27 protein-coding genes are annotated in these 26,017 nt (G+C 63.7%); 15 read left to right on the plus strand and 12 right to left on the minus strand.

Annotated features, from left to right (window positions below; translation table 11 throughout):
* Positions 1-63 precede the first annotated feature (63 nt).
* The 5 genes from AC07R0_RS05605 to AC07R0_RS05625 all read right to left on the minus strand — a co-directional run bounded on the left by AC07R0_RS05605 (position 64) and on the right by AC07R0_RS05625 (position 1,878).
* Entirely contained in the window at positions 64-408 is a 345-nt protein-coding gene (locus AC07R0_RS05605; RefSeq protein ID WP_495104114.1) for a HepT-like ribonuclease domain-containing protein, read from the minus strand.
* Positions 398-706, minus strand: a complete 309-nt coding sequence (locus AC07R0_RS05610; RefSeq protein ID WP_495104115.1) for a nucleotidyltransferase family protein — start codon at positions 704-706, stop codon at positions 398-400. The genes AC07R0_RS05605 and AC07R0_RS05610 overlap by 11 nt, the downstream gene beginning before the upstream one ends.
* 105 nt (positions 707-811) lie before the next feature.
* On the minus strand, positions 812-1,351 hold the full coding sequence (locus AC07R0_RS05615; RefSeq protein ID WP_495104116.1) for a DUF924 family protein: 540 nt from the start codon (positions 1,349-1,351) through the stop codon (positions 812-814).
* Between the two features lie 3 nt (positions 1,352-1,354).
* Complete coding sequence (locus AC07R0_RS05620; RefSeq protein WP_495104117.1) at positions 1,355-1,648, minus strand: type II toxin-antitoxin system RelE/ParE family toxin; 294 nt, start codon at positions 1,646-1,648, stop codon at positions 1,355-1,357.
* The gene (locus tag AC07R0_RS05625; RefSeq protein WP_495075914.1) at positions 1,645-1,878 is read right to left on the minus strand and encodes an addiction module protein; all 234 of its coding nucleotides are present in this window, start codon (positions 1,876-1,878) and stop codon (positions 1,645-1,647) included. Before AC07R0_RS05625 ends, AC07R0_RS05620 begins: the two co-directional genes overlap by 4 nt.
* A gap of 203 nt (positions 1,879-2,081) precedes the next feature.
* Between AC07R0_RS05625 and AC07R0_RS05630 the strand changes: the two genes are divergently transcribed.
* The gene (locus AC07R0_RS05630) at positions 2,082-2,831 is read left to right on the plus strand and encodes an NYN domain-containing protein (RefSeq protein ID WP_495075913.1); all 750 of its coding nucleotides are present in this window, start codon (positions 2,082-2,084) and stop codon (positions 2,829-2,831) included.
* Here AC07R0_RS05630 and AC07R0_RS05635 read toward each other — a convergent pair.
* Complete coding sequence (locus AC07R0_RS05635) at positions 2,815-2,949, minus strand: zeta toxin family protein (protein ID WP_495075912.1); 135 nt, start codon at positions 2,947-2,949, stop codon at positions 2,815-2,817. The two genes, AC07R0_RS05630 and AC07R0_RS05635, sit on opposite strands and share 17 nt — an antisense overlap.
* On the minus strand, positions 2,949-4,799 hold the full coding sequence (locus tag AC07R0_RS05640; RefSeq protein WP_495104118.1) for a glutamine--tRNA ligase/YqeY domain fusion protein: 1,851 nt from the start codon (positions 4,797-4,799) through the stop codon (positions 2,949-2,951). Before AC07R0_RS05640 ends, AC07R0_RS05635 begins: the two co-directional genes overlap by 1 nt.
* Positions 4,800-4,934: 135 nt before the next feature.
* Here AC07R0_RS05640 and AC07R0_RS05645 point away from each other — a divergent pair, with 135 nt between their 5' ends.
* Positions 4,935-5,300, plus strand: coding sequence for a hypothetical protein (locus AC07R0_RS05645; protein ID WP_495075910.1), 366 nt, complete (start codon positions 4,935-4,937; stop codon positions 5,298-5,300).
* A 106-nt stretch (positions 5,301-5,406) separates the two neighbouring features.
* Here AC07R0_RS05645 and AC07R0_RS05650 read toward each other — a convergent pair whose 3' ends face one another.
* From AC07R0_RS05650 to AC07R0_RS05660, 3 genes are all read right to left on the minus strand, one after another.
* Positions 5,407-6,219 carry a helix-turn-helix transcriptional regulator gene (locus AC07R0_RS05650; protein WP_495104119.1) on the minus strand — a complete coding sequence of 271 codons (813 nt, stop codon included), beginning with the start codon at positions 6,217-6,219 and terminating at the stop codon, positions 5,407-5,409.
* A gap of 18 nt (positions 6,220-6,237) precedes the next feature.
* A complete protein-coding gene (locus AC07R0_RS05655; RefSeq protein WP_495075906.1) occupies positions 6,238-6,834 on the minus strand; it encodes a LysE family translocator in 597 nt (198 codons plus the stop codon).
* Positions 6,835-6,996: 162 nt separating this feature from the next.
* Positions 6,997-7,446, minus strand: a complete 450-nt coding sequence (locus AC07R0_RS05660) for a CHRD domain-containing protein (RefSeq protein ID WP_495104120.1) — start codon at positions 7,444-7,446, stop codon at positions 6,997-6,999.
* Between the two features lie 246 nt (positions 7,447-7,692).
* On the opposite strand from AC07R0_RS05660, the gene AC07R0_RS05665 reads away from it, so the two are divergent.
* From AC07R0_RS05665 to AC07R0_RS05680, 4 genes are all read left to right on the plus strand, one after another.
* Complete coding sequence (locus AC07R0_RS05665) at positions 7,693-9,027, plus strand: S1 family peptidase (RefSeq protein WP_495104121.1); 1,335 nt, start codon at positions 7,693-7,695, stop codon at positions 9,025-9,027.
* Positions 9,024-10,070 carry an FHA domain-containing protein gene (locus AC07R0_RS05670; RefSeq protein ID WP_495104122.1) on the plus strand — a complete coding sequence of 349 codons (1,047 nt, stop codon included), beginning with the start codon at positions 9,024-9,026 and terminating at the stop codon, positions 10,068-10,070. The genes AC07R0_RS05665 and AC07R0_RS05670 overlap by 4 nt, the downstream gene beginning before the upstream one ends.
* Before the next feature lie 166 nt (positions 10,071-10,236).
* Positions 10,237-10,746: a DUF1993 domain-containing protein gene (locus AC07R0_RS05675; RefSeq protein WP_495104123.1), complete on the plus strand. Its 510-nt coding sequence runs from the start codon at positions 10,237-10,239 to the stop codon at positions 10,744-10,746.
* Positions 10,747-10,897: 151 nt separating this feature from the next.
* The gene (locus AC07R0_RS05680) at positions 10,898-11,869 is read left to right on the plus strand and encodes a tRNA dihydrouridine synthase (protein WP_495104124.1); all 972 of its coding nucleotides are present in this window, start codon (positions 10,898-10,900) and stop codon (positions 11,867-11,869) included.
* 36 nt (positions 11,870-11,905) lie between these two features.
* Here AC07R0_RS05680 and AC07R0_RS05685 read toward each other — a convergent pair whose 3' ends face one another.
* Complete coding sequence (locus tag AC07R0_RS05685) at positions 11,906-14,773, minus strand: putative bifunctional diguanylate cyclase/phosphodiesterase (protein ID WP_495104125.1); 2,868 nt, start codon at positions 14,771-14,773, stop codon at positions 11,906-11,908.
* 98 nt (positions 14,774-14,871) lie between these two features.
* On the opposite strand from AC07R0_RS05685, the gene AC07R0_RS05690 reads away from it, so the two are divergent.
* The 9 genes from AC07R0_RS05690 (at position 14,872) to AC07R0_RS05730 (ending at position 25,027) form a co-directional block, all read left to right on the plus strand.
* Complete coding sequence (locus tag AC07R0_RS05690; protein WP_495104126.1) at positions 14,872-15,129, plus strand: hypothetical protein; 258 nt, start codon at positions 14,872-14,874, stop codon at positions 15,127-15,129.
* Between the two features lie 224 nt (positions 15,130-15,353).
* Complete coding sequence (locus AC07R0_RS05695) at positions 15,354-15,869, plus strand: chemotaxis protein CheW (RefSeq protein ID WP_495104127.1); 516 nt, start codon at positions 15,354-15,356, stop codon at positions 15,867-15,869.
* A gap of 26 nt (positions 15,870-15,895) precedes the next feature.
* Positions 15,896-17,434, plus strand: a complete 1,539-nt coding sequence (locus AC07R0_RS05700; RefSeq protein WP_495104128.1) for a methyl-accepting chemotaxis protein — start codon at positions 15,896-15,898, stop codon at positions 17,432-17,434.
* 179 nt (positions 17,435-17,613) lie between these two features.
* A complete protein-coding gene (locus AC07R0_RS05705) occupies positions 17,614-18,096 on the plus strand; it encodes a Spy/CpxP family protein refolding chaperone (protein WP_495104129.1) in 483 nt (160 codons plus the stop codon).
* Between the two features lie 146 nt (positions 18,097-18,242).
* Positions 18,243-18,914: a response regulator transcription factor gene (locus tag AC07R0_RS05710; RefSeq protein WP_495104130.1), complete on the plus strand. Its 672-nt coding sequence runs from the start codon at positions 18,243-18,245 to the stop codon at positions 18,912-18,914.
* Entirely contained in the window at positions 18,907-20,217 is a 1,311-nt protein-coding gene (locus AC07R0_RS05715) for an ATP-binding protein (protein WP_495104131.1), read from the plus strand. The genes AC07R0_RS05710 and AC07R0_RS05715 overlap by 8 nt, the downstream gene beginning before the upstream one ends.
* Positions 20,218-20,329: 112 nt before the next feature.
* Entirely contained in the window at positions 20,330-22,450 is a 2,121-nt protein-coding gene (locus tag AC07R0_RS05720) for a putative bifunctional diguanylate cyclase/phosphodiesterase (RefSeq protein ID WP_495104132.1), read from the plus strand.
* Positions 22,451-22,491: 41 nt separating this feature from the next.
* On the plus strand, positions 22,492-22,806 hold the full coding sequence (locus AC07R0_RS05725; protein WP_495104133.1) for a c-type cytochrome: 315 nt from the start codon (positions 22,492-22,494) through the stop codon (positions 22,804-22,806).
* 151 nt (positions 22,807-22,957) lie between these two features.
* Entirely contained in the window at positions 22,958-25,027 is a 2,070-nt protein-coding gene (locus tag AC07R0_RS05730; protein WP_495104134.1) for a laminin G domain-containing metallophosphoesterase family protein, read from the plus strand.
* Positions 25,028-25,048: 21 nt separating this feature from the next.
* Here the strand turns inward: AC07R0_RS05730 and pip are convergent, their stop codons facing one another.
* A complete protein-coding gene (gene pip, locus AC07R0_RS05735; RefSeq protein WP_495104135.1) occupies positions 25,049-26,017 on the minus strand; it encodes a prolyl aminopeptidase in 969 nt (322 codons plus the stop codon).

A 26,017-nucleotide genomic window follows, 5' to 3' on the forward strand; every position in this document is an offset into this window, starting at 1 on the left:
AGCTATAGCGAACTATCCCCAATGCGGCATGCCACGGGGGGGCTTTACCGGTGCAAGCAATTTCTATTGCAGCTCATCCAGCAGGGCTTGCACTGCGTCAAGCAACGAGGGCAGCGCGTTTTGGGCAATGTTCCACACCGTGCCCACGTTCACTGAGGCGTAGCCGTGGATCAGTTGGTTGCGAAATGCCACGATCTGCGGCAGGTCTGGAATGCGTGCGGCTAAGGCTGCGTCTAGCTTGGCGAGTTGGTTGAGGGCTTCGCCGATGATTTCAAACTTGCGCTCTACCGCTGCCTGCGCCATCGCGTTGCCCGCGTACGCTGTTGCGTCCATGCCTGCGGTAAACGACTGAATCGCCAAGGCCGATTCGCGCACATCCCATAAATAGGCACGTGGGTCATGCTGCATAGACGGCTTCGCGGTTGCGGTTGATGCTGGCCAGCACGTAGGGGTTGCGCACCGCGCCGGGCTCTACCAGGTCCACCCCACGGCCCAGCAAGGTTTCCAGTGCCGCTTTGGCTCCAAATAGGGAGTTCAGCCCGGGCTGCACGTCGGGGGCAAACTCCACTAAAAAGTCCGCGTCGCTGCTGGCCGGGTCAAAGTCATCTGCCCGCGCGGCCGAGCCAAACACCTCCAGCCGCTGGATGCGGTAGCGCTGGCAGATGGCGGTGATGCCGGCACGGTGTTGGGCAATGGCGGGGTGCATAGCGGGAGTTTAATGGAGCGTAACGGTTTCCCGTTAAATCGGCTTCTGCGCATATAAAACCTGCGCAAGCAGCTACTAAAAGCGTAGCAAATCCGAGACGTGAGGCTAGAACGAAGATCCCGGTTCGCTCAAGAAAACCAGCTCCTCCGCCGTAGAGCTGCGGCCCAGCACGGCGTTGCGGTGGGGGTAGCGGCCAAAGCGGTCGATGATGGCTTTGTGGCGCAGCTCGTAGTCAAGGTTGTCTTCCATACCCGGCTGCGCACACAGGGCCACGGCCTGGGTGTGCACCAGCGCGGACTCGCTGTGCATATAGGGCATGTAGGCAAAGATGCGCTGCGCCGTGGGCAGGCTACGGTCTTGCCCGCTGGCCACCAGCTCTTGCGCCAGCGCCAGGGCCAATGCGTCCTGCGCAAAGGCGCGGGGCGTGTCGCGGTACACATTGCGCGAGAACTGGTCTAGCACCAAGATCTCGGCCAGCCGGCCTTCGGGCGTGGCGCGCCAGGCAAACAGCTCACATTGGGCTGCGGCCTCCAGCGTGGCGCCGAAGCGGGTGCGGATGGCTTCGTCCAGGGCAGCGTCTTTGGTGAAGTGCTGCTTGGGGGTTAGCTCGGTGAACCAGAAGTGGAGGATGGATGGGGCTTGCATGGGCTAGTTCAGTCTGTTGCGCCAATACCCGGGCTTGCGGTGCTGGTGGGCTATTGCCAGTACCAGAATGTCTGCAGCATCCTGGGTATAGATCACGCTGTAAGGAAAGCGGCGTAAGCGGCAGCGGCGAATTTGGGGTGTTAGCGGGTGCCAAGCCTGCGGAAACTGCTCTATGAGCTGCAGAGTCTTGAGCGTTTCAATCAGGAAGGCCTCACCCAGGCCCGGGGCCTGCTCTGCGTACCAGGTGATGGCCTCGTCCAGTTCAGCCTGGGCCGGTGCCAGCAAGCGGATGCTCATGCGTGCTTGCGGGCAACTTGGTATTTGGCGATCACATCCGACAAGGCCACTGCCTTGATTTCCCCGCGCCGGTATGCTGCCAGCCGGTCGTCGGCCTCTTGGGCCCATAGTGCGTCTAGCGCTGCATCGGGCTGGTCCAGGCTATCGAGAATGCGCTCCACCACTTCCATCCGTTCTGCGGGTGGCAACTGGGCGGCTTGGGCGCTAAGGGCTTCGGCGGCGGTGGTCATGGTGGGCTCCATTCGCAAGGGGGTAATTCGTCACTATAGCGCTGCCAGCGGTGGTTGCTTTCGCATGGCTCGCTCATCTATCAAATAGGCCGCCGGAGTAGATGCTAGCTGCACACGTAGCTATTAAATATGACGTTTCCACCACAAGAGATGCATGCCGTCTTTACTCCTCGGTAGGATGCCGAAAGTACAGGGAGAGCACCATGGCCACCAATAACAACCAAAAGCTCGCCGTCTTGATTGACGCCGACAACGCACAGGCATCCGTTATCCAGGAACTGCTGGCCGAGGTGTCGCGCTACGGCACGGCCACCATCAAGCGCGCCTATGGCGACTGGACCACCACCAATCTCAAGGGCTGGAAAGACGTGCTGCACACCATGGCCATTCAGCCGATACAGCAGTTCAGCTACACCAGCGGTAAAAACGCCACCGACTCCGCATTGATCATCGACGCCATGGACGTGTTGCATGCCAGCAGCGTGGATGGCTTTTGCCTGGTCAGCAGCGACAGCGACTTCACCCGCCTGGCCACCCGCATCCGCGAGGCAGGGTTGGTGGTTTATGGCTTTGGCGAACGTAAAACGCCGGAGCCCTTTGTGGCCGCGTGTGACAAGTTCATTTATACCGAAATCTTGAGGGCAACGCCTGTGCCCGAGAAGGATGCGTCCAAGCTTGAGCCTGTTGCGGTGGCGGATGTGCGCAAACTACAGCCGTTGATCATTGCTGCCATTGACGCAAATGCACGTGAAGACGGCTGGGCGGCACTCGGCGGCGTTGGCAGCCATATTGGCAAGATCAACCCGGCGTTTGACGCCCGAAACTATGGGTTCAAAAAGCTCAGTGAGCTGGTGCGTTCGTTGAAGTACTTGGAGGTGAAAGAGCTGCCGCTGGTTCGGCCCGATGGCGTCACGGTGTCGAACGTACAGATTCGTATCAAGCGAGTTGCCTGAAGGTATTGGGTGGCAGTTGCGCCCGCAGGTCGGGCGCTGCGGTGGATTTGCCCGCGCCATTGGGCCCAGCAATCACCACGATGGTGGGTTGCTTGGGCTTGGGGGCGCGGGAGGCCATCACTTCCCCCAACTATCCTTCAACCCCACCGCCAAGTTAAACACCGGCTTCAGCCCCACCACGTGGTCCACGCGGTCTGCAACAAAGTAGCCGTGCCGTTCAAACTGGAACTTCTGGTCGGGCTGGGCGTTGGCTAGCGATGGCTCGACGATGGCGGTGATGACTTTCAGGCTGTTGGGGTTCAGGCTCTCGATGAAGTCTTTGCCGCCGGCGTCGGGCTGGGCGTCGCTGAACAGGCGGTCGTACATGCGAACTTCTGCGCTGACGCCGTTGGCTACGCCGACCCAGGTGATGGCGGCTTTGACCTTGACGCTGTCTGCGCCGGGGGTGCCGCTCTTGGTGTCGGGCACCACGGTGGCTTGCACTTCGGTGATGACGCCGGCGTCGTCTTTGACGCAGCTGGTGCATTCGATCACGTAGCCGCCTTTGAGGCGTACCTTGTTGCCAGGGAACAAGCGCTTGTAGCCCTTGGGCGGCACTTCTTCAAAGTCTTCGCGCTCTATCCACACTTCCTTGCCGATGGTGAACAGGCGGGGTGGCGGGGGCTGGGTGCCTTCGACCACGTGGGGCAGGGCGGGCAGGATGCAGGGCTCCAGGTGGCCGGCGCCCATGACTTCGTCCCAGTTGGTCAGCACCAGCTTGACGGGGTTGAGCACGGCCATGCCGCGGTAGGCCTTGGTTTCCAGGTCTTCGCGGAGGCAGCCCTCTAAGGTGCTGTAGTCGATCCAGCTGTCGCTCTTGGTGACGCCAATGCGTTCGGCGAAGAGCTGCATGCTTTCAGGCGTGTAGCCACGGCGGCGCAGGCCCACGATGGTGGGCATGCGGGGGTCGTCCCAGCCGCTGACTTTGTGGTCGTACACCAGCTGGGCGAGCTTGCGTTTGCTGGTGATGACGTAGGTGAGGTTGAGGCGGGCGAACTCGTACTGCTTGGGCGGCGGGCTGGCCAGCAGGCCGCCCACGACTTGACCATCGGAAAGAGTCGATCTTTCCGACAGGCGGGCCATCAGCCAGTCGTAGAAGGGGCGCTGGTCTTCAAATTCCAGCGTGCAGATGCTGTGGGTGATTTGCTCCAGCGCGTCTTCAATGGGGTGGGCGAAGGTGTACATCGGGTAGATGCACCAGGTGTCGCCGGTGTGGTGGTGGGTGGCGCGGCGTATGCGGTAGATGGCCGGGTCGCGCATATTGATGTTGGGGCTGGCCATGTCGATCTTGGCGCGCAGCACCATCGATCCATCTTCGTGTTTGCCGTCGCGCATTTCGCGGAAGCGGGCCAGGTTCTCGGCGGGCGTGCGGGTGCGGAAGGGGCTGTCCACGCCGGGCTTGCTGAAGTCGCCGCGATTGATCCTGATTTGCTCTACGGTTTGCTCGTCCACGTAGGCGTGGCCGGCTTGCACCAGGTATTCGGCGGCGCGGTACATGAAGTCGAAGTAGTCGCTGGCCTGGTAAGGGGCCGCGTCGGCGCTGCCGTTCCAGTCATAGCCCAGCCATTTGACCGAGTCGATGATGCTGTTGACGTATTCGGTGTCTTCTTTTTCGGGGTTGGTGTCGTCAAAGCGCAGGTGGCACACGCCGCCGTAGTCGCGCGCCAGGCCGAAGTTCAGGCAGATGCTTTTGGCGTGGCCTATGTGCAGGTAGCCGTTGGGTTCGGGCGGGAAGCGGGTGCGGATCTTGGCCGGGTCGGGCTGGCCTGCGGCGTGGTGGGCGCCATCGCCCGGGCTACCGGCCCAACGGCGGGTGGCGTAGGTGCCAGCGGCCAGGTCGGACTCGATGATTTGTCGCAAAAAGTTGCTGGGCTTGGTGGGCTCGGTCGCTGCTGTGGCGGATGCGGGGGAGGGGGTGGGTGCGCTCATGCTCCAATTCTAGGCGTCCAGGGGCGTGGTTACGTTTGGCAACCCTTTTCTTGGCGGCTGTGTCCACCGGTTGCGGTCTACTGCGTTGTCTATGTACGGGGCCTAAACCCCAGGACTTGCAACAAGGAGATCTGTATGAAGTTCCACCGTTCGATTTTTGCCGCTGTGTTGACTGTTGCCGCTTTGGGAGCCGCCAGCGTGGCCCAGGCGCGTAGCGATGTGTCCTGGAGTGTTGGCATAGGCGCCCCGGGTGCCTCCATGGTGGTAGGTAATGCCCCTGTGTATGTGCAGCCAGCACCCGTGTATTACCAACCTGCTCCGGTGTACTACCAACCGCCGCCACCTGTTTACGTGCGGCCAGCGCCCGTGTACTACCAGCCGCAGCCGGTGTATGTACGCCCCGCGCCGGTGTACTACCAGCCGCAAGTGGTCTACCCCGGCTGGGGTCGCCACCACGGACACCACCGCGACTGGGATGGCGACGGCCGCTGGAATCGCTGATTTAGTAAGTAAAAGTAGTCTGTAGCGCAGGTAGTACCTGCGCAGGAAGCTACTGAATACATAGCAAAAGGGCCCCATGTGGGCCCTTTTTATTTGCCCTTGGCGTTCAGGCTGTGAATGCCAGCGACTGCTGGTAGACCCGGGGCGTCACGGCGTGGCGCCTTTTGAAGTGCCGCTGAAAGTGGCTTTGGTCGGCAAAGCCCAGGCTGTGGGCCACGTCGGCCAGGCTGCCGCCGCGTTTGAGCAGCTGCTTGCCCTGGTTGATGCGCTGGTCCAGCTGGAAGGCGTGCGGCGTTTGGCCGTAGGCCTGTTTGAAGCTGCGCAGCAGGTGGTAGCGGCTAAGGCCAGCGGTGTGGGCCAGGTCGTCCAACGTGAGGTTGTCGGCCAACTGGTCGAGTATGCAGTCGCGGGTGCGCTGCAGCGCGCCGGTGGGTAGGGCTGCGGGCTGTGCCTGGCGCGGGTGGACAAAGCAGTGGGTGAGCAGAAAGCCCTGCAGCGCTTCGTCGGCGGCGAGGGTGCTGTCGCCATGCTCCAGGGTGTGGAATAGCGCGTCAAACTGCTGGTACAGCCGGGCAGAGTTGCTGTGCGCCAGCGCAAACGGGGTGTAGTCGCCGCCACCATGCCAAGCATTTTCGGCCTGCAGGCGCGCAACCCAGGCCGTGTCTACGAACAGCATGCGGTACGACCAGGGCTGGCCTGGGCGTGGGTTGCAGGCATGGGCGTCGCCGGGGTTGAAGAACACCGCCATGCCCTGGTGGATGGCAGCCTGGTGCCGGTGGTTGCGGTAGGTTGCCTGGCCGGCGTCCACCACGCCAAAGGAGAATTCATCGTGCGAATGGGTGTCGTAGCAGGTGCTGCCCTGCGTGACGCGGCGCATTTCCACATGGGGCAGCAGGGCGCTGCGGCGCAACTGTTGCATAAGCCTACCTTTCAGGGTCTAGGCCAGCATGGCTGCCACGGCGGCAACCAGCATCAAGGCCATGGTGCGATTAAACAGCAACTGGTGGCGCGCGGGCGCCAGCCAGCGGCGCAGCACGGTGCCCAGTGCCGCCCATGCCGCCACCGAAACGCAGCACACGGCCCCTGATACGGCGCAGAAGATGTGCAGCAGCGTCGACGTGTCGGGCCCCGCGCTGACAAACAGGCCTACGCCTGCAAGCGCCACCAGCCAGGCCTTGGGGTTCAGGCTTTGCGACAGCACGCCTTGCAGCCAGGCGCTGTGGCGTGCGGCCGTGGGGGCTTCGGCACTGCTGGGGGCTGCACTGGCGATGCGGGCTGACAGGTACAGCAGGTAGGCCGCGCCCAGGTATTGCAGCCCTTGGGCCAGCGCCGGGTAGGCCTGTAGCACGCCGCCCAGGCCGCTGCCCACCAGCCAGACGATGGCCACATAGCTGAGGCTGGCGCCCAGCACATGCGGCAGGGCCCGCACAAAGCCCCGGTGCGCGCCCAGGTGGGCGGCGATCACATTCACCGGCCCGGGCGAGATGGCGCCGGCCAGGGAAAACAGAAACATGGGCAGCAGTATCGACAGCATGGCACTCCCGGGTGGAATAAGTGCGTGCAGTGTCTGCTGCGAGGCGCTGGCGGTATTGAACGATATTGCTGAATGCCAGGCCGCAAAAGAAAATAGCTCCTGGCGCAGGTACTGCCTGCGCCAGGAGCTATGGATTTTGTAGCGAACTAAGGCTGCGTCGGCTTACATCTTGGGCAGCATCTGGCCGCGGATTTCGCCGCCCTTGTTGGTGGCGGTGTGCACATTGGCGTACCACTTGCCGGCCAGCAGGTCGGCGGCCTGGGCGGGGGTCAGGGTGGCCTGGCCTTCCAGCGGGCTGGTGCTGCTGCTGAAGGGGATGACCACGCCGGCATTGGCACCCGCAGCAGCGGGGCCGTGGAAGTGGGCGGCGGTGGCCGGGCCGGTCAGGCCAGAGAAGCTGATCTTCCAGCTCAGCACATTGGTGCTTTTGTCCAGCCAGGCCTCGGCCTTGCCGGTGCCGGGCGAGGTGTTGGGTGGTACCTCGTTGGCGCTGGACATGTTGCCGGTCAGCGCGACCTTGGTAGAGGGTTGCATGGTGCTGCAACCTGCGATGCCCAGCACCAGGGCTGTGGCTACAAACAGAGTCTGAGAGAAGTAACGGCGTGAACCCATGGTGTTGGTCTCCTGTTGGAATAGCTGTGGGCGGCGGGGTAAAACCAGTCTAGCACCGCCCTGGACGCAGCGCGTGGTAAGACCCTCTGCTGCTGTAGGCCGGCGGGTGCCGCGAGACGGGAATTTACATAGTTTCAAAATTCAGGTCAAAACAGGCTGTAGCGCAGGTAAAACATGCGCTGGATGCTATGTATTCGGTAGCGTTGGCGCGGCAAGCCCGTGCGTACCGCCCCCTAGAATGAACCGATGACCTTCTTCCACCCCTTTCTCCGCCGACTGGCCCTGTGCTGCGCTGCGCTGGGCGGCCATGCGGCCTTTGCCCAGGCGCCAGCGGCCCCGCCAGTGCCCGCCCACCCGGATGCCGTGTCGCGCGATGCCCAGCGCGCCTACCAGAGCGCCCGTGAAAAGCTGGTGCAGATACGCACCCTGGTGCGCGATACGAACACCCAGTCCAGCGTGGGCTCGGGCTTTTTTGTGTCGGTCGACGGCCTGGTGATGACCAACTTCCACGTCGCCAGCCAGCTGGCGCTGGAGCCCGAGCGCTACCGCGGTGTGATGGTGTCGGTGGACGGCAAGCAGGCCGAGGTGGACCTGCTCGCCTTCGACGTGCTGCACGACCTGGCTCTGCTGCGCGTGCGCGACTCGGCGGGTGAGCGGCCGGCGCTGGACTTCCGCCCCGCCGACCGCCCGCTGGAGCGTGGCGAGCATCTGTATTCGCTGGGCAACCCGCTGGACATAGGCTTTGCGGTGACCGAAGGCACCTACAACGGCACGGTGCAGCGCAGCTTCTACCCGCGCATATTTTTCGGCGGCGCCATCAACCCCGGCATGAGCGGCGGCCCGGTGCTGGACGAGGCCGGCGAGGTGATAGGCGTGAACGTGTCTAAGCGGCTGGACGGCGAGCTGGTCAGCTTCCTGGTGCCGGCCGAGTTCGCCCAGGCGCTGGTGGCGCGCGCGGCCACGTTGCCGCCCATCACCAAGACGGCGCAGGCTGAAGTCACGCGCCAGCTGCTGCTGCACCAGGACGCGCTGGCCAAGCGCTTCATGGCCACGCCCTTCAAGGCGCAGACCTACCAGGGCTATAGCGTGCCGGTGCCCGACGACGCCATGGCCCGCTGCTGGGGCCGCGCCAGCGATGCCAGCCTCAAATCCTTTTCAGTGGAGGTGACCGACTGCCAGCTGGACAGCCAGCTGTTTGCCGGCCAGATCACCACCGGCTTCATCAAGGTGCACCACGAGGCGTATGACGCGCCCAAGCTGGGGCCGCTGCGCTTTGCCACCCTGTTTGGCGAGCGCATGGCCTCGGAGCGCTTCATGGCCCAGTCCAACGCGCAAAAGACGGCGGCCGAATGCTCCGAGCGCTACATCGACCGGGGCGGCATGGCGCTGCGCGCGGTGGTTTGTATGAATGCCTTCCGCAAGCTGCGCGGCCTGTACGACATGTCGGTGGTGGTGACCTCGGTGAACCAGCCCACCCAGGGCGTGCGCGCCCGCATGGATGCCTATGGCGTGGGCTTTGACAACGGCCTGGCCCTGGCGAGCTATTACGTGAACGCTTTCAAATGGGTGGGTGCGCAATGAGTACCGTAGAACAAGCCATGGCCGCAGGCGCCATGCCCGTGATGTCCGGGACAGCGGCCACGCACAGTGTGCTCGGCCTGCTGGAGGTGCTGGACCGCAGCGGCGACATTTTGCAGCGCCTGCCGGTGCTGCAATGGCCGGTCACGGTGGGGCGCGCCCTGCACACCGACCTGGTGCTGGACGACCTGCATGTGGCGCCCGAGCATGTGCGCATCGAGGCCACCGCGCCGGGCGCGCTGGCCGTGCACGTGCTGGACACCGTGAACGGCGTGCAGCAGGGCGGCAAGCACTACCCGCGCGGCACCCAGTTCAACTGGCTGCATGGCCAGGAGCTGGGCGTGGGCCGATTGCGCCTGCGCTTGCGCCTGGCCGAGCAGCCGGTGGCGCCGGAGGTGGCGCTGCCGCGCTTTGACTGGCACAACCTGGTCGCCACCCTGGTGCTGCTGGCCCTGGTGTTGGGCCTGACCTGGGCCGAGGTCTGGCTGGCCGTGCCCGAATCCGCGCAGTTCATGCAGAAGTTGGGCTTCTCGGTGGGCGTGCTGCTGGGGGTGACCGTGGTGTGGGCCGGCGTGTGGGCGCTGGCCACCAAGCTGTTCACCGGCTACCCGCAGTTCTGGCGCCATGTGCGCATCGTGCTGGGCAGCATGGTGTTGGTGGACGTGCTGATCTATCTCAGCACCTACCTGGGCTTTGCGTTTGGCTGGGATGTGTTCTCGCGCTACCACAGCCTGGCCTATGTGTTGGCCCTGGCCGGCGGCCTGTATCTGCAGCTGCGCATCGTGGCCGTGCACCGGCGCACCTCCATGGCGGTGCTGGTGCTGGCCCTGGGCCTGGCCTGCGGCGCCACCATGGTCTGGAAGGACCGCAACCAGAGCGCACCCTACCTGGCCGCGCTGTACCCGCCCAGCTGGCGCCTGGCCCACCCGGTGCCGGTGGCGCAGTGGATGCAGGAGGCCGGCGCGCTGCGTGAGCGTCTGGACGCGCGTTTACAGAACGACGAAGACGACGATACGCCCGGCACCGACGAGGACGCGGAAGAATAGATGCATCAAATTGGCCAGCAGCGCAGATAGAACCTGCGCTGCTAGCTATGATTTCCGTAGCGCCGCAGAATACCGGCGGCCTGCGGGTGATTGGCACAGGCCGGCCAGCAAACTAGTGGGGAAGGCCGTAGACTCTCGCCTCTTTCACCCTCACTGGATATTTGCTATGTCTCTCTCCCTCTACCAAGCCTCCGTTCCCCTGTTCGTCCAGATCCTGGGTGGTCTGAGCAGCGTGCTGCGCAAGGCCGAAGCCCACGCCACCGAAAAGAAGATTGACCCCAACGCCCTGCTGCAGGCGCGCCTGTTCCCCGATATGTTCGCGCTGACCCGTCAGGTGCAGATCGCCGCCGACTTCGCCAAGGGCGCCGCCGCCCGCCTGGCCGGTGTGGACGTACCAGCCTACGAAGATACCGAAACCAGCTTTGCCGACCTGCAAGCCCGCATCGCCAAGACCTTGGCGTTCATCCAGAGCGTGCCTGCCGCCGACATCGACGCCGGTAGCGAGCGCACCATCGTGCTGCGCCCCGGCACGCCCAACGAGAAGACCCTGCAAGGCAACGCCTACCTGCTGCACTACACCTTGCCGCACTTCTTCTTCCACACCACCACGGCCTACGACATCCTGCGCCACAACGGCGTGGAAATCGGCAAGAAGGACTTTGTGGGCAGTTTCTAAGCACACCCCCAGGCTACACGCTGCGCGTTTTCGCCAACCCCCTTGCAGGGGGCGATACCAGCGGCCCGGCAAAGCCGGTTCCGCGGTATCCCTGGACGGGGTAGCCGATGCGCGTGGTGGTGCCTTGTGAACTCATGTTGAATTGCCACTGATGCAGCTCCTCCTTGCGCCTATGGAGGGGCTTTTGGACTGTGTGCTGCGCGACATCCTGACCCGGGTGGGCGGGGTGGATCGCTGCGTGTCTGAGTTCATCCGCATCACCAGCACGCTGCTGCCCGAGCGGGTGTTTGTGCGCTATGTGCCCGAGCTGCAGAACGGTGGGCGCACGCTGGCCGGCGTGCCGGTGCGCCCGCAGCTGCTGGGTTCTGACCCGGTCTGCCTGGCCGAGAACGCGGCGCGCCTGGCCGGCATGGGGACGATGGGGATCGACCTGAACTTTGGCTGCCCGGCCAAGGTGGTGAACCGCCACGGCGGCGGTGCGGCCCTGCTGGACGAGCCCGAGCTGGTGGCGCGCATCGTGGCCGCCGTGCGGCGCGCCGTGCCTGCCGAGCAGCCGGTATCGGCCAAGATGCGCCTGGGCTTCAACGACGACAGCCGGGCCGTGGAATGCGCCCTGGCGATTGCGGATGCCGGGGCCGACGAGCTGGTGGTACATGCGCGCACCAAGGCCGATGGCTACCGCCCGCCGGCCTACTGGCACCGCATCCAGGACATCCGCGCTGCGGTGCGCATCCCGGTGGTGGCGAATGGCGAGATCTGGACCGTGGAGGACGCCCGGCGCTGCCGCACCGAATCCGGCTGCGACACGCTGATGCTGGGCCGTGGCATGGTGGCCGACCCGGGCCTGGGCTGGGCCATCCGTGCGAATTTGGGTGCGGATTCGGGCGCTGGTTCTGACAGCCAGCTGCCGCATGTGCCCTGGAGTGAAATACGGCCGCAGATCATGGCTTTCTGGCTGCTGGTGTGCAGCCAGCTGGAGCCGCGCCAGCGCGCCGGCCGGCTCAAGCAATGGCTGAACTTTTTGCGCCGCCGCTACCCTGAGGCCGAGGAGGCCTTCATGGCACTGCGCACCCTGACCGATCAGGCCCAAGTCAGTGCTTGGCTGCAAGCGAATGTGAGTTAAATCAGGCTCTGGCGCTGGCATCTTCTGCGCAGGCAGCTATGAAAAGAGTAGCGGTTTTGCTGGCCGGTGGCCGGCGGTTTCGGCGCAGGCCGACAGCAGCGCGTCCAGCTGGTCGGCGAAGCTGGCCTGCAGCTGCTGCAGCCGGGGCAGCTGGGCCTTGGCCTCGGCGCTGGCACCGGTGATCTGCAGGCGCAGCACTTCCAGCCCGGCGCTGCGCAGCGACTGCAGCTGCGTACCCACGGCGGCAAACGCGCTCTGGTGGCCGTATTCCGTCTGGCCGCGTTGCAGATACCAGTTGCTGAAGCGCTCCGGGTAGCTAGCGGTTTGTTCGCTGTGGCCTTCTGTCGACGCGATGTCGGCGATCTGTTGCACCCAGGCCTGGTGGTCGTGCGCGGCCAGCAGCAGGGGAAAGTCGGCCGGAGCCCAGGGCATCACGCCCCAGACGCGCCAGGCCTCGGGGGATGTGAAGCGGCTGGCCCAGCCGGCCACGGCCTCGGCCGGCATGGGGCGGGCAATGCCATAGCCCTGGGCCCAGTCGCAGCCCAGTTGCAGCAGCAGCAGGCCGTGGGCGATGGTTTCCACGCCCTCGGCGATCACACCCCGGTCAAAGGCCTTGGCCAGGCCGACGATGGCGTCCACCAGGGTCAGGTCGTCCGGGTCGTCCAGCATGTCGCGCACAAAGGACTGGTCGATCTTCAAGGTATTGGCGGGCAGGCGCTTCAGGTAGGCCAGTGAGGAGTAGCCGGTGCCGAAGTCGTCCAGCGCGAACTGCACGCCCAGCTTCTGGCAAGAGGCCATCACATTGCGCATGTGTTGCACGTCCTCCAGGGCGGCGGATTCCAGAATTTCAAGCTCCAGCATCTGCGGCGAGACCTCGGGCACGCGCGCCAGGATGTTGGCCAGCCGCTCCACAAAGTCGGGCTGCTGGAAATGCCGGGCCGCGATGTTCACGCTGACCACCCAGCGCTGGCCAAGGGCTGCCCAGCGCTGCATTTGCTGCAGGGCGTGCAGCAGCACCCATTCGCCGATGTCGATGATGACGTCGGTGTCCTCCACCAGGGGCAGGAAGTGGTAGGGGCCGAGCAGGCCGTCTTCCGGGTGCTGCCAGCGCAGCAGGGCCTCCATGCCAAAGACCTGGCCGCTGCGCATGTTCACCTTGGGCTGGTAGTGCAGGCGCAGTTCGTCGTCCATCATGGCCTGGCGCACGCGGGTGCGCTGCTGGTGGTGGGTGTGGACTTCCTGGTCATGCTGGGCGTCAAACACGTGGAAGCGGTTGCGTCCGGTCTGCTTGGCCTGCACCATGGCCTGGTCGGCGTGGCGCAGCAGGATGTCGAGGTTGGTGTCCAGCGGGGCTTCGTCCTGCGGGTAGATGGCGATGCCGATGCTGGAGGTGAGGTTGATGGTGTGGCCGTCCAGCATGTAGGGGGCGGCCAGCAGGGCCTGCACCTTGGCGACCTGTTCCAGCACCTCGGCCTGGTCGTTCTGGTCTTTCAGCAACAGCACGAACTCGTCACCGCCCAGGCGGGCCAGGCCGTGGTCGTCGCCAGCGTACTGGGTCAGGCGGCTGGCCACGGCCTGCAGCAGGCGGTCGCCGTAGTTGCTGCCGTAGCGCTCGTTGATGGGCTGGAAGTGGTCCAGATCCAGCAGGCAGATGGCCAGCTGTTTGCGGTGGTGGCGGGCCTGCAGAATGGCCAGGCTGAACAGCTCCTGCATGGCCGGCCGGTTGTGCAGGCCGGTCAGCACGTCGTGGCCGATCTGCCAGGAGATTTCCTGGATCAACTGGCTTTTTTCGCTGACGTCGCGGAACACCAGCACGCAGCCCACCACGCCGCCGTCGGCCTGGCGGATGGGGGCGGCCGTGTACTCGATGGCGCAGCGTTCGCCCGAGGGGTGCAGCAGGATCTGGTTGGTGGCGTGCACCACGGTTTCGGTCAGGTACAGGGGCGGGGCGGCCTCGAAGGCGCTGGTTTCCATGGCGTCGTTCAGCAGCTCGAACACCAGGCCCAGGCTGTTGCCATGGGCCTGTTCGAAGCTCCAGCCCGTGAGTTGCTGCGCCAGGGCGTTGAGGGTTTCGATGCGGCCCTCCATGTCGGTGGTAATGACCGCGTCGCCGATGGATGCCAGTGTTACCTCGGCGCGCTCTTTCTCGTTCATCAGCGCGGTCTGGGCTTGGGTCAGTGAGGCAACCAGGGACTGCACTTCGTTGGCCATATTGTTGAAGGTCAGCGCCAGTGCGCGTGACTCGAACGGGCCGGTGACTTCCATGCGCGCGTTGTGGTCGCCACGTTTGAATCGGTTGGTGGCGCTGACCAAGCGGCGCACCATGCGGTTGTTGGCGCCGGCCACCCAGCCCATCAGCAGCAGTATGGACAGCACGGTCAGGCCGGCGGCCCAGAGTTGGGCGCGCAGCTTGGACCAGGCGCTGTTGAGCGAGGGCACGGGACTGATCTGTACCGTCAGTACGCCGGCGCTGGAAGCGCTCTCCGACGGACCCGGCACCTCGAAGTGCGCGGTATACGGCTGGACGGGTACCAGGTGGGTGAACCAGGACGGATAGTTGGCCTGCATGGCGGCCGTGCTGCGCAGCGTAATAGATGGGGCCGGGCTGGCCGGTTGCCAGACCAGACTATCCCAGTCGGGGTTGGCCTGCGACTGGGCGCTGAGCAGGCTTTCCAGCCGGCCCGGCGTGGGGTGGGTGAGCGCATCGGCCAGCGCCGGCACCAGCAGCAGCGGCACCTGGCGCAACGCCAGCTGAAACCGCTCCTGGGCGGCCACGGTTTCGTTCTTGACCAGCAACTGGTAGCGCACCGAACCCGCGATCGCGAACAGCACCAGTATCGGAACAAACATCCGTGTGGTGGTGTTCAACGTCAGCCAGGGACGTATGACTTTGATCTTGGGCATGTGCTGGTGGAGACAAATAATCGGCGTTTGGCTGACTTAGTACGTTGCTCGATCTATGGATGTTACTTTATGTAATTTGCAACAGAAGGGGTGCACTCTTGGACACCATGCGTGGTCCGCATCTTGCCAAAAGCCATCGCGTTTTTGATCAGAAATTTGTAAAGCATGCCAAGCTCAAAAATTGGGCTGCTACTTGTCCATACTGCACTCGCAGCTATGGATTAAATAGCCTGCCTAGTCAATTTCAGGTATTGCTCAGCGCCGATTTGCCCATGGGGGGGAGCCATGGAGACCTCAAGAAGCGGTATTTTTATGGTTTACAAAATGCATTTACACCGGCCCCAAAAGAGCCTTAGGCTGCGGTGCTGAGCCACAAGTTTCATTCGAAGCGTTTGAGGCTTGAAGTTATCATATTTGCGTTTTCTTCGCGTTGTTGTGGCGCCTCAAATCCATGAATTTTTTGTGCAGCGTGATTAATTGGCAATTATTTGATTAAAAAAACTGATTTTTAAATCATTTATATTAAATTTTGCATTTTTAACTAAAATCAGGTCACCAGTTTTCATTCTCGGGTACTGCTATGACCGCTACGAGTTCGCCATCCGTTTCCAATGCCGCCGTGCCAGCCAGTCCCACGCTGGAATACCTGTCGTTTCGGCTGGGTACGGTGGAGTACGGCATCGACATTCTGAAGGTGCAGGAAATACGCGGCTACGAGCCGCCCACCCGCATCGCCAGCACGCCGGCCCATATCCGGGGTGTGCTGAATTTGCGTGGCGTGATCGTGCCCATCGTGGATCTGCGGTTGCGCCTGGGCCAGGCGGAGGCAGGGTTTGACCGGCTGACTGTCACCATCGTGCTGCACCTGGCGCAGGGCTTGGTTGGCGCTGTGGTGGATGCGGTCAGTGATGTGACCTTGCTCACACCGGAGCAGATCCGGCCGGCGCCGCAATTCGACACCTCTGTGGATGCCGACTACATCACCGGCATTGGTACGCTGGGCGAGGCGGATCGCCCACGTATGCTGGTCTTGCTGGACATTGAGAAACTAATGGCAAACGCTGTTGCGGGAGGTGCTGCCCAAGCGCTAGAGTAACCCTACACAAAACAAGGGATATTGCCATGAAGAACGTCAAGATTTCTACGCGTCTGGCAGCTGCTTTTTCCCTGATGGTGGGCCTGTTGTTGTTGGTTTCCGCCGCAGGCTTGCTGCAGATGGCCACCATGTGGCGCGGCACCGATGACATCATTACCAACTGGCTGCCCAGTGTCGGGGTGCTGGGGCGGATGAATACCGCCACTTCCGACTTTCGCATCACCGAGTTCCAGCATGTGCTCAATACCGAGGATGCTGCGATGCAGGGTATTGAAAAAAACATGGCCAGGGTACTGGCGGGTTTTGAGCAGAACCGCCAGGCTTATACGAAGATGATCAGCAGCGACGAAGAGCGCAAGCTATATGACAGCTTTTCCGCCGACTGGAAGCGTTACCTGGAGATCCATGAGCAGGTGCTGGCCGCCTCGCGCAAGAATGACAACGATGCCGCCCGCAAGCTGCTGGAGGGCGATTCACAGAAGTACTTTGACAGCTCCAGTGCCGAGCTGGACAAGTTGGTCGAACTGAACTCCAAGGGTGCCACAGACGCCGGTGTGCTGGCCCAGAATGCCTATGGCTCGGCGCGCACCTCCTTGATCGGCGTGGCCCTGCTGGGTCTGGTGATCGCCATCGCCGCTGCCATGTGGCTGATACGCTCCATCACCCGGCCGTTGACCGTGGCTGTAGACGCCATCCAGCGCGTGGCCGGTGGCGACCTGAGCCGGCGCATCGAATCCCATTCCACCGACGAAACCGGGCTGCTGTTGAGTGCGCTGCAGGGCATGCAGGAAAGCCTGGTGACGGTGGTGTCCCATGTGCGCCAGGGCTCGGACAGCGTGGCCACCGCCAGCGCCGAAATCGCCCAGGGCAATAGCGACTTGTCCGGCCGTACCGAGCAACAGGCCAGCGCACTGGAAGAAACCGCGGCCTCGATGGAGGAGCTGTCCAGCACCGTCAAACACAATGCCGACAACGCGCGCCAGGCCAACCAGCTGGCGGTGAGTGCCTCCAGCGTGGCGGTGCAGGGCGGCGAGGTGGTCAGCCAGGTGGTGGACACCATGAAGGGCATCAACGACAGCTCGAAGAAGATCAGCGACATCATCAGCGTGATCGACGGCATCGCCTTTCAAACGAACATCCTGGCGCTGAACGCCGCCGTGGAGGCCGCCCGTGCCGGCGAACAAGGGCGCGGTTTTGCCGTGGTGGCCAGCGAGGTGCGTAGCCTGGCCCAGCGCAGCGCGACTGCCGCGAAGGAGATCAAGATACTGATCGACAACAGCGTGAGCCAGGTAGACCAGGGCACAAGCTTGGTCGCCAAGGCCGGCAGCACCATGACCGAAGTGGTCAATGCCATCCGTCGCGTAACGGACATCATTGGCGAAGTCAGCTCGGCCAGCGGCGAGCAAAGCCAGGGCGTGGCCCAGGTGGGTGAGGCCATCACCCAGATGGACCAGGTCACGCAGCAGAACGCCGCCCTGGTGGAGGAAAGCGCCGCTGCCGCCAGCAGCCTGAATTCCCAGGCCCAGCTGCTGTTGCAGAGCGTGGCGGCCTTCAAGCTGGCTTAGTGGGTAAATAGGCCGCTGGCGCAGGTGGAGCATGCGCTAGGTGCTCTTTAAAATATAGCGGAACCTATGGATTGCTTGTTGCTGGCGACATAAAACGACACAAACCGATACGGCGCCGAGAAGACCCGCCGGCTACCGCACTGCACCATGGAGGCCTTGATTAACCACGGGGTCACACCATGAAATTTCGCTTCCATAGAAACCTGAAACGCAGCTTGTTTGGCCTGATGGGCGCCGGCCTCCTGGCCGGTAGCCTCAGCGCCTGCATGGGCCACCGAGAGCACGGCTTCGGCGGTCCGATGACCGAAGAGCGCAGCGCCGAGATGCGCGGCAAGATGATCGAGAAAGTCGGCAAGAAGCTGGAGCTGAACGATGCGCAGAAGCAGCTGCTGGGCGTGCTCGGCGACAAGCTGCAGGAGCAGCGCAAGGCCTTGATGGCCGGCGGTGATCCGCGTGCCGACATGCTGGACCTGGTCAACGGCGCCAAGTTCAACCGCAGCCGCGCCCAGGCCATGGTGGAGGAAAAGACCAGCGCCCTGCGCAGCAAGAGCCCTGAGGTGATTGCCGCCGCGGCCGACTTTTATGACGCGCTCAACCCGGCACAGCAGCAGCAGGTGCGAGACTTTTTGCAGCGCCGGGGCGGCATGTGGCGCCACGGATGAGCCTGTTGTTCCCCCTTAGGCTGCAGCGCTACGCGTCTTTCGCCAACCCCCCCTGAGGTGGGGCAACACCAGCAGCCTGGCAAAGCCAGCTCTGCGGTGTTTCTGGGGGGGCGCGTGTTAACTGACGCCTGGGTAGAGAATCCAGCATGCCGAAAATCCTCCTGATCGATGACGACGCCGAACTGGGCGGGCCGCTAGCCCAGTACTTCCAGCGCTTTGGCCTGGAGCTGGTCTGCGCACTTACGCCCAGCGCCGGGCTGGCACTGCTGCGCCAGGGCGGGCTGGATGCCGCCATCCTGGACGTGATGCTGCCCGAGATGGATGGCTTCGCGCTGTGCCGCACCATCCGCAAGGACAGCGACATCCCCATCATCATGCTGACCGCGCGCGGCGAGGTGATGGACCGGGTGGTCGGCCTGGAGCTGGGCGCCGACGACTACCTGCCCAAGCCCTTTGAGCCGCGCGAGCTGGTGGCCCGGCTGTTGACCGTGCTGCGCCGCCAGCGCCAGCCCGATGCGCTGCAGCAGTTGCTATTCGACGGCCTGGCGATCGACCTGGACACCCGCAGCGTGCGGCGCCACGGCGAGGCGGTGGAGCTGACCAGTACCGAATTCGAGTTGCTGGGCCTGCTGGCGCGCGAGCCGGGCAAGGTCTTCAGCCGCGATGACATCCTGAACCGCCTGCGCGGCCATGAGGCCGAGCTGCAGACCCGCGCGGTAGACCTGCTGGTCAGCCGCCTGCGCAAGAAGCTGGAGCCGCTGGACTGCATCAAAACCTGGCGTAACGCCGGTTACTCATTGGCGGTGGCTCGTGCGTAGGCGGCCTGCCCGCTGGCGCAGGGCGCGCCATGCTTTCAAACACTCGCTGCGCTGGCGCTTGGTGGGCTTGTTCCTGGCACTGGCGTTGGCCATGTCGGTCGCCTTTGTGGGCGGCATGCAGCAGGCTTTTTCGGTCGGTTGGCGCGCCGCTGCGCGGCCGCTGCTGGCCGACTATGTGGACCATCTGGTGGCCGACCTGGGCAGTCCGCCCAGCATAGAGCGGGCCCAGGCACTGGTGCAGCGCTTGCCTTTGTCGGTGCGTCTGGACGGCCCGCAAGTGCATTGGGATTCGCATCCCGGCAAGTCCGAACGTAGCAGGGGTCGCAGGCATGGTGACGATGGCGAGCCCGGCCTGCTGTCGCGCACCACCGCCGACGGTACGCGCGTGGTGCTAGGCCTGGGCTTGAGCGGGACGGAGGAGGATTGGCCGCAGTCGCGCCACTTCATCGTATGGGGCACGCTGGGTGTCTTGCTGCTGCTCACCGCTGTGGCTTATGCGGTGGTACGCCGCCTGCTGCGCCCGCTGGACGATATACGTCTGGGTGCGCAGCGCTATGGCTCGGGCAATTTCAGCCAGCCGATACCGCTGCGCCGCCGGGACGAACTGGGCGACTTGGCCCAGCGCATCAATACTATGGCGCAAGATATCCACCAGATGCTGGAGGCCAAACGCGGCCTGCTGCTGGCCATCAGCCACGAGTTGCGTTCACCCCTGACTCGGGCGCGATTGAATACCGAACTGCTGCCCGAAACCGCCGAGCTGCAGCCTCTGCGGGAGCCCCTGCTGCGCGACTTGGCGCTGATGCGCGACCTGGTCAGCGATTTGCTGGAGAGCGAGCGCCTGGCCAGCCCGCATGCGGCCCTGTACCTGGAGCCCACCGATCTGGCCGCGCTGGTGCGGGAGGTGGTGACGGACCCGGCCGTACAGCTGCATTTGCAGCCCGGCTTGCCCGCCTGGCCGCTGGACCGCGCACGCTTGCGCCTGCTGCTGCGCAACCTGGTGCACAACGCCCAATTGCACGGCCAGGCTCCGGTGGAGGTGCATCTGGAGAGTGTGGGGCAGGGCGTGCAGTTGCGCGTGCGGGACCATGGACCCGGCGTGGCCGAGGCGCAGTGGGCCCAACTGGCCGAACCCTTTTACCGGGCCGATGCGGCGCGCCAGCGCGGCACCGGCGGCGTGGGGCTGGGTCTGTACCTGTGCCGGCTGGTGGCGCAGGCCCATGGCGGACAGCTCATTTTGCGACCCGCGCAGCCGGGCCTGGAGGCGGTGCTGGATCTGCCATTGCCGGGCGCCGCGCCTTGACCCACAGTGCCTCCGCATAGGTAGTACGGAGCGCACAAGGGCATTTGCTATCTCCGATAATTCTGGGCCGCATGCGCGCTTTGGCGCACCTCATTTATCCACTAGGGCCGCCATGGATACCCCGTTTATTGACGTCAGCTATGCCCCTTGGGTGGTGGTGGTGTCCTATTTGATCGCCAGTTTTGCGTCCTATGTGGCGCTGGACCTGGCCAAACGTGTACGTGTGCAGGACCGCTTGCTGAGCATAGGCTGGTGGGCTGGTGGTTCGCTGGCCCTGGGCACAGGTATCTGGTCCATGCACTTCGTGGGCATGTTGGCCATGAGCTTGCCGTTTGCCGTGGGCTATGGCTATGTGGTGACGGCGTTGTCCTGGGTGGCGGCGGTGGTGGTATCGGCGATCGCCCTGTATGTGGCCAGCCGCAATCGACTGACCATGGCGCGCCTGCTGGGCGGCTCTATCACCATGGGCGCTGGCATTTGCGCCATGCACTACACCGGTATGGCGGCCATGGACATGGTGCCCGGCATCCGCTGGTCCACGCCCTGGGTGCTGGCTTCGGTGGCCGTGGCAGTGGGGGCTTCGGCCGTGGCCTTGTTGATCTTTTTCTGGCTGCGCGGCCTGAAGGGTTGGGCCGCCCGGCGCTGGGAACTGGTGGCTGCACTGGTGCTGGGAGCGGGTATCAGCGGCATGCATTACACCGGCATGGCGGCGGCGTCGTTCCCCCTGGGTTCGCTGTGCCGGAGCGCGAACGAGCTGGGCGGTGACGGCCTGGGCCTGCTGGTGTCGGTGGCCACCGTGGTGTTGCTGACCATGACCATGCTGACCTCCGTTATCGACGCGCGCATGCAAAGCAAGACCGAGGTGCTGGCCACCTCCCTGCAAAAAGCCAATACCGAGCTGCAGCAACTGGCCTTCCGTGATGCCCTGACCGGCCTGCCGAACCGGCTGCTGTTCGACGACCGGGTAGCCTTGGCGGTGGAGCGTAGCGTGCGCGACGGCACCTTGCTGGCCGTCCTGTTTGTGGACCTGGATGGCTTCAAACCCGTCAACGATTCCTTCGGCCATGGCTTTGGCGACATGGTGTTGCGCGAAATGGCCCAGCGCCTGGCCCGCGTGGCCCGCACCACGGACACCGTGGCACGCGTAGGTGGCGACGAGTTCGTGCTGCTGCTGGAGGGCGGGCTGGACACCACCGCCACGGCACAGATCGCCCAGCGCATCATCGACGAGCTGACCCAGCCGGTGACGGGCGGTGAGCACGAGGTGCGCCTGTCCTGCTCGATCGGTATCGCCATGTACCCCTCAGACGGCACGCGCAACCAGCTGATGGCCCATGCCGACGCGGCCATGTACGCTGCCAAGCGCGGCGGTGGCACGGCGTATGCGTTTTTCGAGCCACACATGAATGCCGGCATACGCGAGCAGATCGAGCTGCAGCACGACCTGCGCCGGGCTATGGAGAACGGTGGTGAGCTGGCCCTGCATTACCAGCCCAAGGTGGGCGCGGGCGGCAGTCTCATCACTGGGGTAGAGGCCCTGTTGCGTTGGAACCACCCGATGCGCGGCATGGTCAGTCCGGCCGTGTTCATTCCCGTGGCAGAGCGTTTTGGCCTGATCAACCGACTGGGCAACTGGGTCATAGAAGAAGGCTGCCAGCAGATGCGCGCGTGGATGGCGCAGGGCCTGCGCATACGCGTGGCCATCAATTTGTCGGTGCACCAGCTGCGACAGGACGATCTGGTGCAGCGCGTGGAGCTTGCCTTGCAACGCTACGCGGTAGACCCGGCGCTGCTGATTTTCGAGATCACCGAGTCCGTGGCCATGGAGGATGCGGAAGGCACGTTCAAGGCTTTTGAAAACCTGGGCCGGATCGGCGTCAAGCTGTCCATCGACGACTTCGGCACCGGCTATTCCAGCCTGTCCTATCTGCGCCGCCTGCATGTTAGCCAGCTGAAGATTGACCAGTCTTTTGTACAGGATCTGGAGAGCAGCTCCGACGCCCGTGCCATTGTTGCGGCCGTGGTGCAGCTGGCCCACGCGCTGGGCCTGAGTGTGGTGGCCGAGGGTGTGGAAACCGCCGCCCAGCGTGATGTGCTGACGGCGCTGAATTGCGACGAGCTGCAGGGCTACCTGTTTGCCAAGGCCATGCCGGCCAGCATGATGGCCGACTGGGCCGTGAATATTGGCCGGCCTGCCGATCTGACGTTCAAAGAGTCGGCGTATCTGAGCTGAACTGGACCGGCTGTTTCAGTATTTTCAAAAAGGGGATCAAGATGGAGTTGCGTAAACAGTGGCTGCTGGCCGTGGGCATGCTGTTAGGCCCGGTGCTGGCTGTCGCGGCCGATGAGCTGGCGCTGGCCCAGGCAAAGAACTGCCTGGACTGCCATGCGGTCAACCAGGCTGTCGTGGGGCCGGCATTCAAAGACATCGCGGTGCAGTACGCAGGCCAGCCGGGCATGGTGGAAAAGCTGGCCCATACCATCGTCCATGGCGGGCCCACCGACCAAATGGACTCCATGCCAGCCAACCCCCAAGTGTCCGAGGCCGAAGCCCGGCAACTGGCGGCTTGGATCTTGGGCTTGAAATAGCGCGCGCAGTCCGGAGCGGCCTGGCTTGCGTGGGCCGCTTCCATCTTTACTTGCGCATTGGCGGGTAAATCGTCTTGTGTACGGGTTTGTAATATTTTTTTAATTTTCTGTAAATATATTGGGCGCATACAAACCACTGGGTATGCGTTCCATGAAAAGTTTTTTGCCGAAACCTCTTGCACAGCGTGTGTCGGACGCGAGCGGTGCGCTGCAGCGCCGCAATGTGTTGAAGCTGGGTCTGGCGTCCGCCTCGACCCTGGCTGCGGGTGTGTCGCTCAGCGCCTGCGGCGGTGGTGACGGTGATTCGGTCGCCCCGATCTCCAGCTTCGCACTGGCTGTGTTGCCCGACACCCAGTTCTATTCGCGCTACGCGACTTCCTCTGAAAGCAGCCAGTACGAGCGGCATTACGGCAGCGAGCCATATTTCGCACAAACGAAATGGGTGGCGGACAACGCAAAAAAGCTGAATATCCCGTTTCTGATCCACCTCGGCGACGTGGTGGACCAAGTGGGCAAGCCCGAGCAATGGAAGGTGGCCGATACCGCCATGCAGGTACTGGAGGTGGCCAAGATCCCGTATTCGATCCTGGCGGGTAACCACGATGTGCTGAACGATGTGGACTTTGATGCCAGCCCAACCACCGGCACGGACACCCAGCGTGTACTGGCCAACGAGCCGTATCTGCAGTGGTTTGGTGCCAAGCGCGCCAAGCGCCAAAGTACCTTTGGCGAGCGTGACAGCACCGGCTTCCACGAGTACCACATCTTCACGGCGCAGGAGCAGCAGTTCCTGGTGCTGTCCTTGTCCTGGCGCATTTCTGATGCCGGAATTGCGTGGGCGCGGGGCGTGATTGCGGCCCACCCCAGCTTGCCCGTCATTTTGGTGAACCACCAGTTGTTGAATATTGCACCCGACGCCGTGAGCCCCTTGGAGACCGGCTACGGCAAGATGCTGTGGGAGAAATTGATACGCGACAACGACCAGATTTTCATGACCCTCAACGGCCACCACCACGGGGGCGCGCATTTGACCAAGGTGAACGATTTTGGCAACGCGGTCGAAGAAATGGTGGTGGACTACCAGATGGCCTACCAGGGCGGCAATGGCCTGATGCGCTTGTATGAGTTTGACCTGACCCACAAGCTGATCAAGGTGTTGTCGTTCTCCCCCTGGGTCCCCATGAAGCCAGCGGACACCTTGAATGCATTCGACCAGGCGGTGTTGACCGCCAGCAACCACAGCTTCGAAATCCCTATGGATTTTGCCAAGCGCTTCTCCCGGTTCAATCCCAACTTTGGGCTTGGCAAGGCCACCGTGGCATCGTCTTTGGTGGACCAGGCGAAAGCCCTGGTGTTGCAGGGTTTTACCGAGCCAGCTGTTGTGCAGCCGGTGGCACCCCGCGATACGGACGATTACCCCAAGGTCGCTTCCACCGTGGCGCACTGGCGTTTTTTTGGCGGCACCGAAGGCATGGCCGTTGCGCCGGGAACGCAGATCGCCGATGTCACCGGTGCCAACCCGCTCACGCGTGACCAGCTCAATGCCAGCGTGATTGTGGGCGCGGAAGTGGGTGATGTGGTGTGGAGCAGTGACCACCACCATTTGTCTGCAGCTCCCGGGTCGGTGGCGTTTATCAACACCAATAAAAACACGCCACGCATGAGCTATTTCCTGACCGACGCCACGGCCGCCATCAATGCGCAAACATTCACCAGCTCGGGCTATACGGTGGAGGCCTTCATCAAGATCGACAAGGCTTGGGACAAGGCCAAGCATGCCTGGATGAACATCATGACCCGCGATGGCAAGCGTGGCGATTTGTCTGGCTTCGACGGTGGCGATCCAGAGTCGCCCCCCATGCTCTTCGCCATCTCCAGTCTGCGTGAGGTTCAGTGGGAGGTGGTGCCCGACACCAGCGGGTCGCGCGAGGGCATGGCCAGCTGGTCGGGCGAGATCATTGCGGATACCTGGGTGCATATCGCCATCGTCAACGACCCCGCCACGCATGACACGGTGATGTATGTGGAAGGCGCCCCCGTACTGCGCAACACCAGCAATGTGCCGGGGCTGGCCACTTTGTCCGCCACCTCTCCCTGGGTGGTGGGGGCGGGCTCCTGGGACGGCGATCGCGCGGATGGATTCTTCGGCAACATCGGCGAAGTGCGCGTGGTGGCCGAAGCCCTGCCGCCTACCCAGTGGCTTACGGCGCGCCGTAGCTGAACGGTGGTGGGCGCTGCAGCCCTATAGCGAGCCGGTCAGCTTGAAGCGATCGGTGGCCGCGACAAGTGCGCTGGCGATGCCGGGCTCAAACGCCGCATGGCCTGCGTCTTCCACCATCGTGAAGCTGGCTTCGGGCCAGGCTGCGTGCAGCGCCTTGGCTGAGCGCGGCGGGCAGACCACGTCGTAGCGGCCCTGGATGATGGTGGCCGGCAGGTGGCGGATGCGGCTCACGTCGCGCACCAGCTGGTTCTCGTCCAGAAAGGCCGCGTTGCGCATGTAGTGCGCCTCCAGCCGGCCCACGCCCAGGGCGACCGTGTCGGAGCCAAAGGTATCGGCCACCTCCGGGTGCGGCAGTAGGTGCAGGCAACTGCCTTCATAGCGGCTCCAGGTGCGGGCGGCGGCCAGGCTTTCAGCCGGGTCATCGCTGAACAGGCGCTGCACATAGGCCTTGAGTAAATCTCCGCGTTCGGCCTCGGGGATATGGCCGGCAAACTGCGCATGCGCCTCGGGGAAGAACCAGCGTATGCCGTTCAGAAACCAGTCCACCTCGGCCCGGGTGCAAAGGAAGATACCGCGCAGCACAAAGCCGCTGCAGCGCTCGGGGTGGGTTTCGCCATAGGCCAAGGCCAGGGTGGAGCCCCAGGAGCCGCCGAACACCAGCCACTTGCCAATGCCCAGCATCTCGCGCAACTGCTCGATGTCCTGCACCAGCAGCTGGGTGGTGTTGTTGCGGACCTCGCCCAGCGGCGTGGACTGGCCCGCGCCGCGCTGGTCGAACAGCACGATGCGGTAGTACGCAGGGTCGAAGAATTGCCGGTGCTTGGGCGATATGCCCGAGCCCGGCCCGCCGTGCAGAAACAGCACAGGCACGCCGTCCGGGTTGCCACATTCTTCCCAGTACAGGGTATGGATATCGTCCACCGCCAGCGTGCCGCTGCGGTAGGGTTCTAGAGGAGGGTAAACCGGAACGGCGATGTGCGCGTCTGCCAT

Source organism: Rhodoferax sp. GW821-FHT07F03, from assembly GCF_059418745.1.